Origin of the sequence: Lentzea sp. NPDC005914, assembly GCF_040629405.1 — a bacterium.
Lineage (GTDB): Bacteria > Actinomycetota > Actinomycetes > Mycobacteriales > Pseudonocardiaceae > Lentzea.
The window spans coordinates 1-16,398 of sequence record NZ_JBEXVQ010000058.1 but is presented as its reverse complement, the minus strand read 5'-3'; the positions used below and the strand labels follow the sequence as shown (position 1 = coordinate 16,398).

Below are 16,398 nucleotides of genomic sequence, written 5' to 3'. Positions count from 1 at the left end.
GCCGCGTAGACGGGACAGCATGGAAGCGCGAGATTTCGAGCTGCTCATAGGGCAGAAGATCATCGACAAGTACCATTCCGACACCAGCAGGCCGCCGGTGTTCGAATGGGTCGGACTCGAATGGGATCTGCTGGACGACGTGTGGCCGCCGGCCTATTCGCCGGGCGGCGAGCTGTACGCCGGGAACATTCCGTTCGGCAAGATGTCCTCGTTTCTGGAAATGGGCTGCGGCACCGGCATCATGTCGGTGCTCGCCGCCCGTGCGGGCTGCCGCTCGGTCCTCGCGCTCGACATCAACCCGGCCGCCGTGCGGAACACGCTGCTCAACGCCGAGCGTCACGGCGTCGCCGACCGGGTCGACGCTCGGGAGAGCGATCTCTACTCGGCGGTCCGGCCGGGGGAGCGGTTCGACGGGATCTACTGGAACCCGCCGTTCCTGGACGCACCCGAGGACGTCGTCGACTCCTCGATCTGGCACGAGACGATGTTCGACCCGGCCTACGCGAAGCTGCGGCGATTCCTCACCGGCGCGGTCTGTCTGCTCAATCCCGGTGGCCGCGTCTACCTGTGGTTCGGCGAGGCGCTGGGCAACCCCACGCTGATCCGCGATCTCGCCGCCGACGCGGGCCTCGAGCTCGCGATCCTCGAGCGGCTGGAGATGTCGGCCGTGCCCGAGGCACTCGCGGACGCCTTTCCGCCCCACGTCGTGAACGCCGCCGACAACGCGGAATGGCACCTGCACCTGATCGAGCTCACGCCCAGGAAGGACGCCGTGCCGTCATGACCGACATGCTCACGAAAGCGGCCAAGATCGCCGACGAGCTCCTGCTCCCGGCCGCGGCCGAGGTCGACCGAACCGGCCGGATCCCCGCCGGGCACTTCGAGCGGCTCGCCGAGGACGGGTTCTACGGGCTCGTCGCGCCCGCCGAGCTCGGCGGACCCGGCGTCGAGTTCGGCGACTTCCTGCGGATCATCGAGATTCTCGCGACCGCGTGTCTGACCACGACGTTCACCTGGCTGCAGCACCACGGCGTGGTGATGGGCCTCGCGATGACGCCCAACGAGGCGTTGCGCGAGCGCTACCTGCCCAAGGCCGCCTCCGGCGAGCTGCGCGGCGGCGGTGCGTTCTCCGGGGTGCTGCCGGATCCACCGCGGGTGCGGGCGGTCCGGTCGGGCGACGGGTGGTCGATCACCGGCCAGGTCCCGTTCGTCAGCGGCTGGGGCCTGGTCGACGTGCTGCACGTGTCCGCGTTCGACGAGAGCACCGGCGAGGTCGTGAGCGGGCTGATCGATGCACACGAGGGCGACGGGATCGCGGCGGTGCACCCGCTCACGCTGGTCGCGGCGCAGGCGAGCAACACCGTGCGGCTGGAGTTCCGCGACCTGCACCTGCCGGACGATCGGGTGACCACGCGGGCCGACCGCCGGGAGTACGTCGCGGGGCTCGCGCTGGGCCTGCGCGTGGACTGCTCGCTGGCGTTCGGCCTGATCGCCCGGGCGACGACCCAGCTCGAGGCGATCGGGTGCGGCGAGCTCGCGGAGAGCTTCCGCGCGGAGGCCGCCGGCGTGCGCGACCGGTTCGACGCCGCCATGGCGGAACCCGCCCGGCTTCCCGCGCTGCGAGCGGCCTGTTCGGAGCTGGCCCACCGCGTCTGCACGGCGTACGTCGTGGCCGCGGGCGGTCCGTCGCTGGTGACGGCGCACGAGGCGCAACGCCTGGCGCGCGAGTCGCTGTTCACCCTCGTGGTGGCGAGCAGACCCGAGGTCAAGGCGGCCCTGCTCGGCCTGCTGGAGGGTGCCGCGTGAACCGCGTGCCGCTCACGGAGGGCGAGCTGGCGTACGACGACGTCGGCGAGGGGCTGCCGCTCGTGTTCCTGCACGACGGCACGCTCAACCGTCGCGTGTGGGAACAGCAGCTGCACCGGTTCGCGGGATGTCGCGTGCTGAACCTCGACGCCCGCGGGCACGGCGAGTCGTTCACGCCGATGACCCCGTACCAACGTGCCGACGACGTGGTCGCGCTGCTCGACCACCTCGGGATCGAAGCCGCGTTCCTCGTCGGACAGGCGATGGGCGGCACGACCGCGCTCGACACCGCGCTGGACCACCCGGACCGTGTGCGCGGAATCGTGATCAGCGGCTGTGGCGCGTCCGACCAGTACTGGCAGAGCCCGTTCATCGTCGACCTGCTGAAGCTGCAGATGGAGGCGGCCTTGCGGCGCGACACCGACGCCTACATCGAGATGTACCTGCGGATGTGGGTGGACGGCCCGCACCGCGGCCCCGGCGAGGCCGACCCGTCGGTCCGCGAGCGCTGCCGCGAGATGGCGCTGCACACCGCCACGCACCACGCCCGGCCCGACCCGGTACTGCCCGGCAGGGCGGAACGACCGTGGGACCGTCTGTCCGAAGTGGACGTACCGCTGCTGGCGCTGGTCGGTGAGCTCGACTGCGCGGACGTCCACGAGATGGTCGAGCGCGTGGTCTCGGCGGTGCCGCACGCGAAGCTCGACGAGTTCGCCGGCACCGGGCACATGCTGAACATGGAGCAGCCAGGCCGGTTCATCACCGCGGTGCGCGAGTTCCTCGAGGGTGTGGCATAGATGGACATCGCGTCTTTTACGCTGCCGTACGAGCGGCCGTCGCCGTTCTACCCGCCGCCCGCGTTCGCGCAGCTGCGAACCGGTGGACCGGTGCTGCGCACGACCACCGCGGCCGGTACCGAGGCCTGGGTCGTGATCGGTGCCGACGCCGCGCAGCAGGTGTTGTCCGACAAGCGGTTCGGCATCGTCCGGCCCGGCGTCGAGCAGGACACCGAGTCGCTGCTGTGCGACGGGGACGACCACGCCCGGCTGCGTCGCGTGATCTCCAAAGGTTTCAGCGCCCGTACGTTGGAGAGCCTGCGGCCCAGGGTCGAGAGCCTGGCCGAACAGTTCGTGTCCGACCTGAAGTCGGCCGGACCGCCCGCGGATCTCGTGGCGACGCTGTCGCGTCCGCTGACGCTGGCGGTGATCACCGAGCTGCTCGGCGTCCCGGTCGACGACCGGGCGCGGTTCTACGAGTGGGCCGAGGCGGTGTCGGTGGTGATCGCCGACGCCGAGCAGTACGCCGGGACCTGGGGTGAGCTCGTGACGTTCCTGGGCGGACTGATCGCGGCGAAGCGCGAGGATCCCGGTGACGACCTGCTGAGCGTGCTCGTCGCGGTCCGCGACTCCGACGACGGCCGGCTCAACGACCGCGAACTGCTGCTCGCCGCGGCCTCCCTGCTGTCGGGAGGTCAGCTGACGACCGCCAACTCGCTGTCCATCGGCGTGATCAAGCTGACTCAGGCCGGTGGCATCGACGCGGATCTGGACGTGCCGCGGGCGGTGGAGGAGATCCTGCGCCACCAGGCGGGCATCAGCGGCGAGGCGTTCCCGCGCTGGGCGCTGGCCGACGTCGACCTCGCCGGCCATCAGATCGCGGCAGGTGACATGGTGATCGTGCGGCTCGAGGCCGCGAACCGCGATCCCGCGCGGTTCACCGACCCGGACCGGTTCGATCCTCGCCGGTTCGGTCCTGGCAGCACACCGAGCCCGCACCTGAGGTTCGGGTACGGGCCGCACCGCTGCATCGGCGCGGCCGTGGCCCGCATGGAGCTAGTGGCGGCGATCACCGCGCTGCGCAACCAGCTGCCCGGTCTCGCCATGACGTGCGCACCGGACGAAGTGCCGTGGACCGATCATCCGCTCGACAGCGGACCGGCGACGCTGCACGTGACGTGGTGACGGCACAACGGTTCTGCCGCGAAGTTGCCGCCATGCGGCCTCGATTCGCGCCATAACAGCAGATCACAGCAATGACCACAAAGGACACACGCTGCAGCCCGATTGCGAGTGCGGCTGCATGAACCGGCCGTAGCGTCGGCCTTGATCGACGACCAGCACTGAGGGGAACTCTCGATGGCGCACCGACCACTGCGGGTTCGGCTGGTACAGCAGGGAGTCTGGGCCATGCATCTCGAGTCGATGCCACTGGCTTCCGGCTACCTGATGGCGACCGCGTTGCAGGACGAGCGGATCGCGGCCGAGGCCGACATCCAGATTCGCAACTTCGACGGCGGAGCGACGCTCTTCGGCATGGCCAACGACCTGTTCCACGACGGTGCGCCGGACGTGCTCGCGTTCTCCGTGCTCGGCTGGAACTACCGGGAGTTCGCCGCGCTCGCCGAGACCTTCAAGCAGCTCAACCCCGACGGCTGGGTGATCTTCGGCGGCAACCACGTCTCGCACCAGGCGGAGCGGGTCTTCGGGATGCACCCGTTCGTCGACGTGATCGTCAACGGCGAGGGCGAGTTCACGTTCAGCGACCTGCTGCTCGCCCGGCTGAACGGGGAGACGGCGCGCACGCTGCACGCCATCGACGGGATCTCGTTCCGGGACGCGGCGGGCGAGGTGGTGACCACGGACGATCGCGCCCGGATCGAGGACCTCGACCTGATCGCGTCGCCGTTCCTCACCGGTGCCATCCCGATGACGAACGAACGCGGCGAGTTCCCCTACGACGTCGCACTGCTGGAGACCAACCGCGGCTGCCCGTACAAGTGCTCGTTCTGCTACTGGGGCGGCGCTGTCGGGCAGCGGGTCCGCGCGTTCTCGCGGGAACGGTTGCGCAACGAGATCGAGATCTTCGCGCGGCACAAGGTGCACACGCTCGTCCTGTGCGACGCGAACTTCGGGATGATGCCGATCGACCTGGAGTTCGTCGAGGACGTCATCGAGATGCGGGAGACGTACGGTTTCCCGCGCAGCATCGAGACTTCGTGGGCGAAGAACAAGTCCAAGGTCTTCTACCAGATCGTGCGGTCCATGAAGGAAGCCGGCCTGCACAGCTCGTTCACCCTGGCGCTGCAGACGCTCGACGAGAACACGCTCGACCTCATGAACCGGCGCAACATGAAGGTCAACGAGTGGGAGAGCCTCGCCGAGTGGCTCGGCAAGGAGGGCCTCGACTGCTACGCCGAGCTGATCTGGGGTGCGCCGGGCGAGACCGTCGAGTCGTTCATGAAGGGCTACGACCGCCTCGCCAACCACGTGTCCAGGGTCGCGGTCTACCCGATGCTGATCCTGCCGAACACCACGTACCACCAGGAGAAGGAGAAGTTCGGACTGGTCACCGTCCGGGGCAACACGGACGACTTCGAGTACCTGCTGTCGCACGACACGATGTCACCGCGCGACAACCAGTACATGCACCGGTTCATCTTCGTGTCCCGCCTCGTCGCCGAGAACCCGGTCTTCCGGCACATGTGGGGACCGGTCCGCGAGCTGGGCGGGATGACCCAGTCCGAGCTCATCCGCTCGTTGATGGAGTGGTTCGAGAACGACCAGGACCCCGGCGTCGAGCCGTTCCGCACCGGCATGATCAACTCGTTCACCGACTCGGACGTGCTCGCGCCCGTGCTGGCGCACGTCTACGGCACCGACGAGGGCAAGGACGTGCTGCGCCGGTGGTGGCGCGAGGTGATCTCCCCCGCGATGCCGCGGGAGCACCGCGCCCTGCTGGACGCGGTGTTCGACTACGACCTGCTGACGCTCCCCGCCTACACGACGCCGGGACGGCCGATGTCGGCCGAATACGCGAGCGAACGGCTCCCGCAGGTCGAGGTCAACGGCGAGAACTTCTACGTGTGGCACGACGTCCGGCTCGGCTGCGACGTCCCCGCGCTGGTGCTCGCCCTGCGCCGCGGCGAACCGTTCGACCACGCCGTCCGGGAGGTGGTCCGCTCCCTCTACTACAAGGTCGGCGCGAACCACTTCCTGCCGTCCACCAACCACGAGGAGATCGTCTACTACATGGGCCGCCTCGAGCGGCAGCTGCTCGGCGACAACGCCGAAACCGTTGTGTGAGTTCGTTCTTTCGAGCGGAGGGAAAGAAGTTTGATGATGTTCGGCAGGCAGGGAATCGCGCGCGTGGCGGCGGTGCTGATCATGAGCGGGGCACTGGTGGGGAGCACACCGGCATTCGCCGCGGCGCCCGCCCTCTCCGTCACACCGTCGACCGGCTTGAGCGACGGTCAGTCCGTGACCGTGACGGGCAGCGGTTTCCCAGCGGGTGACGCGGTCGCCGCGGTGCAGTGCAACGTGCCCGAGGACCCGGCCAAGATCAGCTGCAACTTCCCGGACAACGCCCAGACGACGACCGACTCCGACGGCGGTTTCTCCGCGGCTCTCACGGTTCGCGCCCAGTTCGACGGCGTGAACCCGATCACCGGCGCGCCCGCCGGCCACGTCGACTGCACGGTGGCGCCGGGGTGCGGCGTTCTCGCGGGCAGTCTCGCCACGCCCGAGGTGTTCGCGGGCCCGGCGCCGATCTCCTTCACGCCCAGCGCTCGGTGAGTGACACCGAGCCGCACCGAACTGTCCTTGCCACCCAGGAGGAATGCGATGCGCGGTCAAGTGCACGCGGATGAGCTCGCCGCGCTCGTCGGCGAGGTCGCGGTGCGGCTCGGTGAGCGCTGGGGATCGGGCGGAAGCCTGCTCGACGCCATGTGCGCCCACGCGCTCGTGCCGGCGGGCAAGCTGTTCCGCCCGATCCTGCTTCTCGAGTCCGCACGGGCCGTCGGCGGCGACGTCGAGGTCGTGCTCCCCGCCGCGCTCGGCGCCGAGTGCGGCCACGTCGCGAGCCTGGTGCACGACGACATCATCGACGGCGACGACCTGCGGCGCGGCCGTCCCTCGGTACAGCACCAGTACGGCGTGGACAACGCGATCGTCGCGGGCGATGCGTTGATCTTCGACCTGTTCGCCGCGCTCGCCGAGTGCCGCCTCACCGGGGCGTCGCCCGAGCGGATCGTCCTGGCGCTCGAGGTCGTCTCGCGGTGCGGCATCGACCTGTGCCGCGGCCAGAGCCTGGAAGCCGAGCTGTGCAGGCACATGGACTTCGACGTCGACGCCTACCTCACGATGGTGCGGCTGAAGACCGCGGCGTTCTTCAGGGCCGCCTGCGAGTGCGGCGCCCTGCTCGCGGGCGGTGCCGAGGAGATGGTCGGTGCGCTGGGGATGTACGCGGAGAACCTGGGCGTCGCCTTCCAGATCCACGACGACCTGCTGGCCTACACCTGGACCTCGGAGACCACCGGCAAGCCGGGAACCAGCGACATCCGCAACGGCCGTCTCACGCTGCCCGTGCTGCTGGCGCATGCGGCGGCGGACGAGAGCGATCGCCTGGCCATCAAGGAGGTGCTGGTGGGGGAGGGCGATCCGGAACCGCGCCGCGAGATCCTCGCCGCCATCCTGGACCGGACTGGCGCGGTCACCGCCGCGGCGAAGGTCGCGCAGCGGTACGTCAGGAGCGCGCTCGGTGCGCTGGACGCCCTGCCGCCCACCATCAGCCGGGAGCGGCTGCGCGGCTTCGCGGAGGCGGCGATCGACCGTGACCGCTGAGAGGCGACTGCTGCGCCGCGTGGCGCGGCCGGCGGACTTGCGCGGGCTCACCCGCGCCGAGCTGGGCGACCTGGCGGCGGAGATCCGCGACCTCCTGGTCGAGCAGGTCTCGCGGACCGGCGGCCACCTCGGGCCGAGCCTCGGCGTGGTCGAGCTGACGATCGCGCTGCACCGCGTGTTCGACTCGCCGCACGACAAGATCGTGTGGGACACCGGGCACCAGGCGTATGTCCACAAAGCACTGACCGGGCGCTGGCGCGACTTCGGCGGCCTGCGGCAGCGCGGCGGACTCTCGGGATACCCGTCGCGCGCGGAGTCACCGCACGACGTCGTCGAGAACTCGCACGCCTCCACCGCGCTCTCTCACGCGTACGGCATCGCCAAGGGCTTCGCGCTGGCCGGTGTCACCGGTCGCCGGGTGGTGGCGGTGATCGGCGACGGCGCGCTGGGCGGCGGCATGGCCTGGGAGGCGCTCAACGCGATCGCGGGGGAGCAGCCGCCCGGTCTCGTCGTGGTGCTGAACGACAACGGGCGCGCCTACTCGCCGACGGTCGGCGGACTGGCCGGGCACCTGCGCGACCGCGACGCGGGAACGGTGTTCGAGTCCCTCGGACTGCGGTACACCGGTCCGATCGATGGGCACGACGTCGAGGCAGTCGAGGAGGCGCTGCGCACCGCTGCGGTGCTTTCGAGGCCGACGGTCGTGCACTGCGTGACCCGGAAGGGACACGGCTACCACCACGCCGAGAACGACGAGGCCGACCGGTTCCACGCGGTCCGGCCGATGGACCCCGCGACCGGGCTTCCCCTCGCGCGCAACGGCACGTCGTGGACGTCGGTCTTCAGCGACGAGATGGTCCGGCTGGGGCTCGAGCGCACGGACGTCGTGGCGATCACCGCGGCGATGTGCGGCCCGACCGGTCTCTCGGCGTTCGCCGGGCGGTTCCCTGGCCGGCTGGTCGACGCGGGTATCGCCGAGCAGCACGCGGTGACGTCGGCGGCGGGCCTGGCCGCGGCGGGACTGCGGCCCGTGGTGGCCCTCTACTCGACGTTCTTCACGCGCGCGCTCGACCAGGCGCTGATGGACGTGGCGCTGCACGGGCACCCGGTGGTGTTCGTCCTCGACCGCGCGGGCGTGACCGGCGACGACGGCCCGTCGCACAACGGCATGTGGGACCTGTCCCTGCTGCACCTCGTGCCAGGCCTGGCGATCGCGGCACCCCGCGACGCCGTGACGTTGCGGGCCGCGCTGCGCACCGCGGTGTCCCGTGTGGACGGTCCGAGCGCAGTCCGCTTCCCGAAGGGCGAGGTCGTCCGCGAGGTGCCCGCGGCGTTCCGCTACGCCGGGATGGACGTGCTGCGGCCGGATCCCGCCGACGACGTCCTGCTGCTGTCCGCGGGTGCGATGGCCGAAAGGAGCCTGGCGGCCGCCGCGCTGCTCGACCGGCGGGGGATCGGTGTCACGGTGGTGGATCCGCGCTGGCTCAAGCCGGTGAACCCCGCGCTCGTCACCATGTCGCAACGGTTCCGGCTCGTCGCGACCGTGGAGGACGGCCTGCGGACCGGTGGGTTCGGCGCGGCCGTGGCGCAGGAGCTGCGAGATGCCGGGGTGACCACGCCGGTGCTGACCTTCGGCATCCCGCAGCGCTTCCTCGACCACGGCACCCGCGCCCAGGTGCTCGCCGACTGCCGCCTCACGCCGGAGGACGTCGCCGCGGACGTCGCCGCACGGCTGCTCGCCCCGGCACCGTGGCTCACCGATGCCGAGACCAGTGGAGCGATCCGATGAACTCCGAGAGCCTGCCGAGAAGTCCCTTCGAACGGCCGGATGTGCTCGACCTCCCGCCCGTGGTGCGGAAGATGCAGGACGAGTGTCCCGTGTCGCGGTTCCGCACGATGGCGGGTGACGAGGCGTGGATGGTCACCCGGTTCGCCGAGGCGCGACAGCTCTTCGCCGACCCGAGGCTGACCCGCTCGCACCCCGACCCGAAGAACGCGCCCAAGGTCACCAACGCCGCACTGCTCGACGGCAGCGACTGGGGCTACGAGGACTACGAGGCGGAGCGCGAGGCCGAGGCCGCCATGCGGGCATTGCTGTCGAAGTCCTTCTCCGCCAAGCGGATGACGGCACTCGCGCCGCGCATCGAGGGGCTCGTCGACGATCTGCTCGACGTGATGGACGAGCAGGGACCGCCGGCCGACCTCGTCGAACGCCTGGCGCGGCCGTTGCCACTGCTGGTGATCTGCGAGCTGCTCGGTGTGCCGTACGCCGACCGCGAGCGGTTCACGAGCTGGTCGGAGCAGGTCGCCGACCCGGTCGACGGGCGGGCTTCCCGCGCCGCGCTGGAAAGTCTCTACGGCTACATGGGTGAGCTGTTGGACCGCAAAGCGAGCGAGCCCGCCGACGACGTGCTGTCCGACCTGGCCACGGCGTGCGCGTCCGGCGAGCTGAAGTCGTTCGAGGCGATGGCGATGGCCGCGGGTGTTCTCTTCGCCGGGCACGCCACGACCGTGGTCGTCATCGAGTGGGGCGCGCTTCAGCTGCTGCTCCACCCCGGCCAGGCCGACGCGCTGCGGCGCGACGAGTCGCTGGTGACCTCCGCGGTCGAGGAGGTGCTGCGCCGCAGGCTCTCCGGCGGCGAGGCGCTCGCCCACTACGCGGGCGCGGACATCGAGATCGGCGGCGTGACCATCCGCGCGGGCGAAGCCGTGGTGATCAACGTGATCGCCGCCAACCAGGACCCGCGTGCGTTCGACGGGCCGGACCGGTTCGACATCACCCGTCACCCCAACCCCCACCTGGCGTTCGGGCACGGCAGGCACGTGTGCGTCGGTCGCAGCCTGGCCCGCGTCGAGCTGCGTGCGGTGTTCGGCCGGCTGTTCCAGAGGTTTCCCGCGCTGCGCCTGGCCATCGCGCCGGAGCAGCTGCGGTTGCACCCCAACCCGGTGGTCGGCGGCCTGACCGCGCTGCCGGTCACCTGGTGAGCACGGATTTCGGAGGAAGTGAATGACCGTTCGCGAGCAAGCCGCCCGGTTGATGGACCTGGTCTTCGGGTTCATCCCGGCTCAGGTGGTGCACACGATGGCGGTGCTCGACGTCGCCGACCGCCTGGCCGAGGCGCCCGCGACACCGCCCGAGCTGGCCAAGATCCTCGACTGCCATGAACCGTCGTTGCGCCGGCTGCTGCGCGGAGCCGTCCACTTCGGACTCGTGCACGTGGACGACGAAGATCGGTACGCGCTGACCTCGTCGGGTGAGCTGCTGCGCGCGGACGTGCCCTACTCGGTGAAGCACCTGGCCAGGGAGATGGGCAGCGAGCCGACGTGGAGCGCGTGCGGCAGTCTCGGCCACACGATCCGCACCGGTCAGCCCGCAGTGGAGCACGTGTTCGGCACGTCCAGCTACGCGTGGATGACCGAGAACCCCGACGCCGAGGCCTCGCTCTACCACTGGGTGATCGAGACCGCGCGCCGGGACGCGCCCGCAGTCGTCGCGGCGCTCGACCTCGCCGGCGTTCGCGACGTGGTGGACGTCGGCGGTGGCAACGGCATCCTGACCGCTGGGCTGCTCACCGCGAACCCCGGTCTGACCAGCACGGTCTTCGACCGCGCGGCCGGACTGGAGCACACGGCCGCCATGCTCGCCGACGCCGGTGTGGCCGACCGCTGCGCGCTGGTGACCGGGGACTTCCTGGCCGACCCGCTGCCAGCGGGGCGTGACGTGTACGTGCTCAAGGGCGTGCTCAGCGACTGGGTGGACGAGCACTCCGTCGAGATCCTGCGCAACTGCCGCACCGCCATGCGCGACGACAGCCGGCTTCTCGTGGTCGACCTCGTCATGCCCGTGGACACGGCGTCCGACCCGCTCGCGCTGATGAGCGACCTCTGCACGCTCGCGTGCGGTGGCGCCATCCGGACCGAGGCGGAGTTCGCCGGCCTCTTCGCCGCCGCGGGACTGAAACTGACCGGGATCAGCGGGAACCAGGCCCAGACCGGCGCGAGCATCCTGCACGTCGTCAAGGACCGAGAGTCCGGAGAGGACATCTGAATGTCGCAGACCGACAACGCGTTGCCGGAGGCACCGCCCGTGCCGCTGTCCTTCCAGCGCGCCGAGTCCTGTCCGTTCGACCCTTCGCCGGAGGTCGTGCGACGCAGGGTGGAGGAGCCGGTCGGCCGGTTCACGCTGCCGAGCGGCGACCAGGCGTGGCTCGTCACCCGGCACGGCGACGTCCGGGCCGTGCTCAGCGACCCGCGGTTCAGCAACGCGCTGGCACCCGGCACGCTGCTGCGGCCGCCGGACCCGAGCGGGCAGGTGGAGGAGCCGCCGATGCCGCCGGGGATGTTCATCGGCATGGACCCGCCGGAGCACACCCGGTTGCGGCGCATGGTGACCGGCGAGTTCACGGTGAAGCGGATGAATCGGTTGCGGCCGCGGATCGAGCAGATCATCGCCGACCACCTCGACGCGATGGAGTCCGGTGAACGCCCGGTCGACCTGGTGCAGGCGTTCGCTGTGCCCGTGCCATCGCTGGTGATGTGCGAGCTGCTAGGTGTGCCCTACACCGACCGCGCCGACTTCCAGCGCCGCAGCCGGGCGGCGGTCGACATGGCCGTGGACCCCGAACAGGGCATGCTCATGTTCCTGGAGATGCAGGAGTACATGGCCGGACTGGTCGCGCGGCAGCGGGCCGAACCCGGCGACGACCTGCTGGGCATGCTGGTGCGCGAGCACGGCGACGACCTGACCGACGACGAGCTCGTCGGGATCGGCAACATGCTGCTGACGGCGGGGCACGAGACCACCGCGAACATGTTCGCCATAGGCGCGCTGCTGCTCATCCAGCACCCCGAGCAGGCGGCCGTGATCCGCGACAACCCGGAGGCCGTCGACCGGGCCGTCGAGGAGATGCTGCGCTATCTGGCGATCGTCCCCAGCGGACTGATCCGCACCGCGACCGAGGACGTGCTCGTCGGCGGCACGCTCATCGGTGCGGGCGACTACGTGCTGGTGTCGCTGCCGTCGGCCAACCGCGACCCCGAGCGCTACCCCGACGCCGACACGTTCGACATCACCCGTGACGCCGACCAGCACGTGGCGTTCGGCCACGGCGTTCACCACTGCGTCGGCGCGCCGCTGGTGCGGCTGGAGCTGAGGGCCGGCTTCCCGGCGTTGCTGCGGAGGTTCCCGTCACTGCGGCTCGCCGTGCCGTTCGAGGAGATCCGCTTCCGCCCGACGGGCAGCGTCTACAGCGTCGAAGCGCTGCCCGTGACCTGGTGAGGGAAACCATGACCACTTCAGTCACGTTCGTCGAACTGACCGCCTACGAGGGCGTGCTGCCGCTCGCCACCGGTTACCTGCAGGCCTACGCCTCCCAGGATCCGGCCGTCGCGGCCGGGTGCACGTTCGAGATCTACTCGCGGCAGGCGACCAGCGACCGCGCGGAGGTCGCCGAGGAGCTGATCGAACGGGCCAGCGACGTCTACGCGGTGAGCTGCTACCTGTGGAACATGGGCATCACGCGCTGGGTGCTCGAGAGGTTGTACGAGCGGTTCCCGGACGCCCAGTTCATCCTGGGCGGCCCGCAAGTGATGAACCACATGCAGGACTACGTCGCACCGCACCGCGAGAACGTGGTCGTGTGCAACGGCGAGGGGGAGCGCAGCTTCCTGGCGTATCTCCAGCAGGTCGTCGGCGGTGAACCCGACATGACCGAGGTGCCCGGCGTGAGCTTCTGGCGGGACGGCACCCTGGTGACCACCCCGCGCAGCGAGCGGATCAAGTCGCTCGACGAGGTGCCGTCGCCGTTCACCACCGGCGTGTTCGAGCCGGGCAAGTACGTGTCGGCGATCCTCGAGACCAACCGCGGATGTCCCTACAACTGCGGCTTCTGCGCGTGGGGAGCGGCCACCAACGACAAGGTCTACAAGTTCGAGGAGGACCGCGTCCGGCGGGACATCGAGTGGATCTGCCAGAACCAGTACCAGGCGCTGTTCATCGCGGACGCGAACTGGGGCATCAGCCCGCGCGACGTCGAGCTCACCGAGTTCATCGTGGCGTGCAAGGAGAAGTACGGCTACCCGTTCCGGGTGGACATGGCGGCGGCCAAGAACCGGCCCGACCGGATGGCGCAGATCACCGAGACCCTGGTCAAGGGCGGCCTCGTGACGAGCCAGACGATCTCGCTGCAGACGATGGACTCGCACACGCTGGACATGGTGCAGCGCAGCAACATCAGGCTCTCGGCGTACACCACGCTGCAGACCACGTTGCGGGAGAAGGACATCAACTCGAACATCGAGCTGATCTGGCCGTTGCCCGGCGAGACCCTCGACACCTACCGCCAGGGCATCACCGAGCTCTGCCGGCTGCGCGCCGACGTGATCATCGTCTACCCACAGCTGCTGCTCTACAACACGCCGATCTACAAGCAGCGCGAGGTCTTCGGCGTGCAGACGGCCCGCGTGCCGAGCGAGATCGCGGAAGCCGACGTCGTGACGTCGACGAACTGGGTGAGCGTGCCGGAGTACGAGGAAGGCGTCTGGTTCGCCTACGCCATGCACTCGCTGTACAACGTGCGGTGCCTGTACTACCTGCTGAACTACCTGGACCGCACCGGCCTCGCGTCGTTCGGCGAGGTGTTCGCGAACGCGGTGACCTACTTCAAGAACCGGCCCGACTCGGCGGTCACCCAGTACTTCGCCGACTCGGTGAAGACCCTCGGCAACTACGACTTCCGCGACAGCGGCATGGTCGCGCACATGGTCCTGCGTGCCCACCGCGCGGAGTTCGACGAGCTGCTCGCCACGTTTGTGCGGACCCAGCCGTGGTGGTCCGACGAGGGCGCCCAGGCCGCGTTCGAGCTGGACTTGTTGGCCCGGCCGCACATCTACGCGGAGCCGATCGTGTTCCCCGACTACACCTTCGAACACGTCCGGTACGAACGCGTCGACGACAACCGGTTCACGATGACCCTGCCACCCGCCATCGCGGAACTGCTCGCGGACCTCGACCTCACCGGCCACGACGGCCCGGCTCCCGTCCACGTGTCGCTGGAGAACAAGAACGACCGCAAGATCCCGTACATGGACGAGCTCGGCGTCGCGCACAACGCGCTGTACTGCCAGGGCTTGTTCGTCTGTCTGCGGGACTTCCTGCCGGTCTTCACCGCGGCGTGAGTGAGGGGCCTCTGCCGCGGCAGAGGCCCCACTTGCGGGTGATCGCCCCCTACTCGCGGGTGATCACCACGGCCGCTGCGGTGACGGCGAGCAGGACCAGGCCGAGTGCAGTGTGCCCCGACGCCGCGAAGGCAGCCGTCGCGAGCACGGGACGTTCGAACATCAGCACGTCGTAGACCCGCGTCCGCTGCTGGAACAGCATCACCGTCGCCACGGTGGCGAGAACGCCCGCGACGACGAGGAAGAAGAGGTATCCCGGCAACGCGAACGGCCTGCTCAGGATTGATGCGGGCTGGAAGGCCGCGGACGCGAACCAGCACACGAGCATGACGACCATCAGCCACCGCGCCGCGGTGTCGCCGAAGCGCACCGGAAACGTCAGGTGTCCCAGCCGCCGGTCACGATCGACGTCGCGGACCGCGCCGACGAGGTGCGCCATGCCGTCCTGCTGCCAGAAGAGCAGGCTCAGGATCATCAGGTCCCACAACGGAACCCCGGCCGTGATCAACGTTCCCGCGCAGAACGCGGCGATGGTCGCCACCCCGCGGGCGAGCACTGTCAGGGCCCACCACGCCTTGCCTCCGTTGACGAGCGCATCGGCCCGGTGGGCCGCGATGGACGCGAGCGCTGGGACAAACCACGCGAGCGCGAGTCGCCAGACGACCCGATCGTCGGACGCGAGCAACGCACCCGACAGTCCCACCATGCCGAAGTAGCAGGCCGTGTCGAGCCGGCACGTTCGCACGTGCGCCAGAACGGTCCCGGTGAAGCGGCGGGGCTGCTGCGGGGCGTCCGAGAGTTGGTCGGAAGCTGTCACTGATTCCTCCGGCTTTCGAGCACTGCGAACCACCGGAGGACGCTACCCACGCCGCCTTGCCGGTCCCTGACCACACTCGTCAGCACGTGACCTGGCGAAATCGGTGGTTTGCGGCAACTCAGCGGCAAGGGTGCGCCGGGGTTCGGATCGGCTCGTCCAGGCCTGTGGGTGCCAGAACTCCGCACACATGCGCTGGGCTGCGGTGGTCGGGCACTGTCGTTCGGGCGGCATGATCGTGGGCGTGGCGCTGCGACTGCTGTACCTCGTCTTTGTCCAGCTGGCTGGTCCTGCTCGGCCGGTCCTCGGCGGCCAAGGACGTCGAGTTGCTGGTGTTGCGGCATGCGGTCGCGGTGTTGCGTCGTGGAAATCGGCGTCCGAGGTTGGATTGGGCTGATCGCGCGGTGCTGGCCGTGTTGACGCGGCGGTTACCTGCGTGGTTGCGAGAGCACCGGTTGGTGTCTCCGGGCACCGTGCTGCGGTGGCATCGGCGCCTGGTCGCCAAGAAGTGGGCCTGGAGTTGCCCCGTTTTGACGGACAGGGTCGATGAGGTGTGATCACGCTACCTGATCGACTAGTGTTCTGTGATTCTGTTTGCTTTACATGCGTGTGACTGGTGATGGTGTTGGCTGTCGGGGTGGAGCTGACTGCCGATGAACAGGCTGAGCTGCGGGCGCTGGTGAACAGCCCGGATGTCGCGGCGACGGTCGCGACGCGGGCGCGGATCGTGTTGTGGCGGGCGGGGAACCGGCCGAAGAAGGAGATCGCGGAGTTGGCGGGGGTGTCGCGGCCGACGGTGGATCTGTGGTTGTCGCGTTACGTGGCCGACGGTCTGGGTGGGTTGCTGGACCGGCCGCGTGGCGCGGGGCGGGAGCAGGTTCCTGGTTCGGTGCGGGCGCGGATTCTGGCGGCCAGCCGCACGAGCCCGCCCGCGGAGACTGGGTTGTCGCACTGGTCGAGCCGGGAGATGGCTGTGTGGATCAC

General features: G+C 69.7%; 14 protein-coding genes. 13 read left to right on the top strand and 1 reads right to left on the bottom strand.

What is annotated here, in order from left to right; translation table 11 throughout:
- Nucleotides 1-19 precede the first annotated feature (19 nt).
- The 12 genes from ABZ345_RS45015 to ABZ345_RS44960 all read left to right on the top strand — a co-directional run bounded on the left by ABZ345_RS45015 (nucleotide 20) and on the right by ABZ345_RS44960 (nucleotide 14,600).
- A complete protein-coding gene (locus ABZ345_RS45015) occupies nucleotides 20-784 on the top strand; it encodes a methyltransferase (protein WP_359861503.1) in 765 nt (254 codons plus the stop codon).
- Nucleotides 781-1,806, top strand: coding sequence for an acyl-CoA dehydrogenase family protein (locus ABZ345_RS45010; RefSeq protein WP_359861501.1), 1,026 nt, complete (start codon nucleotides 781-783; stop codon nucleotides 1,804-1,806). Before ABZ345_RS45015 ends, ABZ345_RS45010 begins: the two co-directional genes overlap by 4 nt.
- Nucleotides 1,803-2,603, top strand: a complete 801-nt coding sequence (locus ABZ345_RS45005) for an alpha/beta hydrolase (protein WP_359861499.1) — start codon at nucleotides 1,803-1,805, stop codon at nucleotides 2,601-2,603. Before ABZ345_RS45010 ends, ABZ345_RS45005 begins: the two co-directional genes overlap by 4 nt.
- On the top strand, nucleotides 2,604-3,767 hold the full coding sequence (locus tag ABZ345_RS45000) for a cytochrome P450 (RefSeq protein ID WP_359861497.1): 1,164 nt from the start codon (nucleotides 2,604-2,606) through the stop codon (nucleotides 3,765-3,767).
- A gap of 174 nt (nucleotides 3,768-3,941) precedes the next feature.
- Complete coding sequence (locus ABZ345_RS44995) at nucleotides 3,942-5,888, top strand: KedN5 family methylcobalamin-dependent radical SAM C-methyltransferase (protein ID WP_359861495.1); 1,947 nt, start codon at nucleotides 3,942-3,944, stop codon at nucleotides 5,886-5,888.
- Nucleotides 5,889-5,921: 33 nt separating this feature from the next.
- The gene (locus tag ABZ345_RS44990) at nucleotides 5,922-6,377 is read left to right on the top strand and encodes an enediyne antibiotic chromoprotein (protein WP_359861493.1); all 456 of its coding nucleotides are present in this window, start codon (nucleotides 5,922-5,924) and stop codon (nucleotides 6,375-6,377) included.
- A gap of 48 nt (nucleotides 6,378-6,425) precedes the next feature.
- Nucleotides 6,426-7,424 (top strand): polyprenyl synthetase family protein, encoded by a 999-nt coding sequence (locus ABZ345_RS44985; RefSeq protein ID WP_359861491.1) that lies wholly within the window; start codon nucleotides 6,426-6,428, stop codon nucleotides 7,422-7,424.
- Nucleotides 7,414-9,213, top strand: coding sequence for a 1-deoxy-D-xylulose-5-phosphate synthase (locus tag ABZ345_RS44980; RefSeq protein WP_359861489.1), 1,800 nt, complete (start codon nucleotides 7,414-7,416; stop codon nucleotides 9,211-9,213). Before ABZ345_RS44985 ends, ABZ345_RS44980 begins: the two co-directional genes overlap by 11 nt.
- Nucleotides 9,210-10,409: a cytochrome P450 gene (locus ABZ345_RS44975; protein WP_359861487.1), complete on the top strand. Its 1,200-nt coding sequence runs from the start codon at nucleotides 9,210-9,212 to the stop codon at nucleotides 10,407-10,409. Before ABZ345_RS44980 ends, ABZ345_RS44975 begins: the two co-directional genes overlap by 4 nt.
- A 22-nt stretch (nucleotides 10,410-10,431) precedes the next feature.
- Nucleotides 10,432-11,472: a methyltransferase gene (locus tag ABZ345_RS44970; RefSeq protein WP_359861485.1), complete on the top strand. Its 1,041-nt coding sequence runs from the start codon at nucleotides 10,432-10,434 to the stop codon at nucleotides 11,470-11,472.
- Entirely contained in the window at nucleotides 11,473-12,702 is a 1,230-nt protein-coding gene (locus ABZ345_RS44965; protein ID WP_359861483.1) for a cytochrome P450, read from the top strand. It abuts the gene before it with no gap.
- Between the two features lie 8 nt (nucleotides 12,703-12,710).
- Complete coding sequence (locus ABZ345_RS44960; RefSeq protein WP_359861482.1) at nucleotides 12,711-14,600, top strand: hypothetical protein; 1,890 nt, start codon at nucleotides 12,711-12,713, stop codon at nucleotides 14,598-14,600.
- Between the two features lie 49 nt (nucleotides 14,601-14,649).
- Here the strand turns inward: ABZ345_RS44960 and ABZ345_RS44955 are convergent, their stop codons facing one another.
- Nucleotides 14,650-15,417, bottom strand: a complete 768-nt coding sequence (locus ABZ345_RS44955; protein WP_359861480.1) for a hypothetical protein — start codon at nucleotides 15,415-15,417, stop codon at nucleotides 14,650-14,652.
- Between the two features lie 634 nt (nucleotides 15,418-16,051).
- Here ABZ345_RS44955 and ABZ345_RS44950 point away from each other — a divergent pair.
- On the top strand, nucleotides 16,052-16,398 hold a 347-nt coding region (locus ABZ345_RS44950; protein WP_359861478.1), incomplete at its 3' end, for a helix-turn-helix domain-containing protein.

Coding starts and splice junctions, on each gene's coding strand:
- ABZ345_RS45015 (WP_359861503.1), top strand. CDS start 20: ATGGAAGCGCGAGATTTCGAGCTGCTCATAGGGCAGAAGATCATCGAC.
- ABZ345_RS45010 (WP_359861501.1), top strand. CDS start 781: ATGACCGACATGCTCACGAAAGCGGCCAAGATCGCCGACGAGCTCCTG.
- ABZ345_RS45000 (WP_359861497.1), top strand. CDS start 2,604: ATGGACATCGCGTCTTTTACGCTGCCGTACGAGCGGCCGTCGCCGTTC.
- ABZ345_RS44995 (WP_359861495.1), top strand. CDS start 3,942: ATGGCGCACCGACCACTGCGGGTTCGGCTGGTACAGCAGGGAGTCTGG.
- ABZ345_RS44990 (WP_359861493.1), top strand. CDS start 5,922: ATGATGTTCGGCAGGCAGGGAATCGCGCGCGTGGCGGCGGTGCTGATC.
- ABZ345_RS44985 (WP_359861491.1), top strand. CDS start 6,426: ATGCGCGGTCAAGTGCACGCGGATGAGCTCGCCGCGCTCGTCGGCGAG.
- ABZ345_RS44975 (WP_359861487.1), top strand. CDS start 9,210: ATGAACTCCGAGAGCCTGCCGAGAAGTCCCTTCGAACGGCCGGATGTG.
- ABZ345_RS44970 (WP_359861485.1), top strand. CDS start 10,432: ATGACCGTTCGCGAGCAAGCCGCCCGGTTGATGGACCTGGTCTTCGGG.
- ABZ345_RS44965 (WP_359861483.1), top strand. CDS start 11,473: ATGTCGCAGACCGACAACGCGTTGCCGGAGGCACCGCCCGTGCCGCTG.
- ABZ345_RS44960 (WP_359861482.1), top strand. CDS start 12,711: ATGACCACTTCAGTCACGTTCGTCGAACTGACCGCCTACGAGGGCGTG.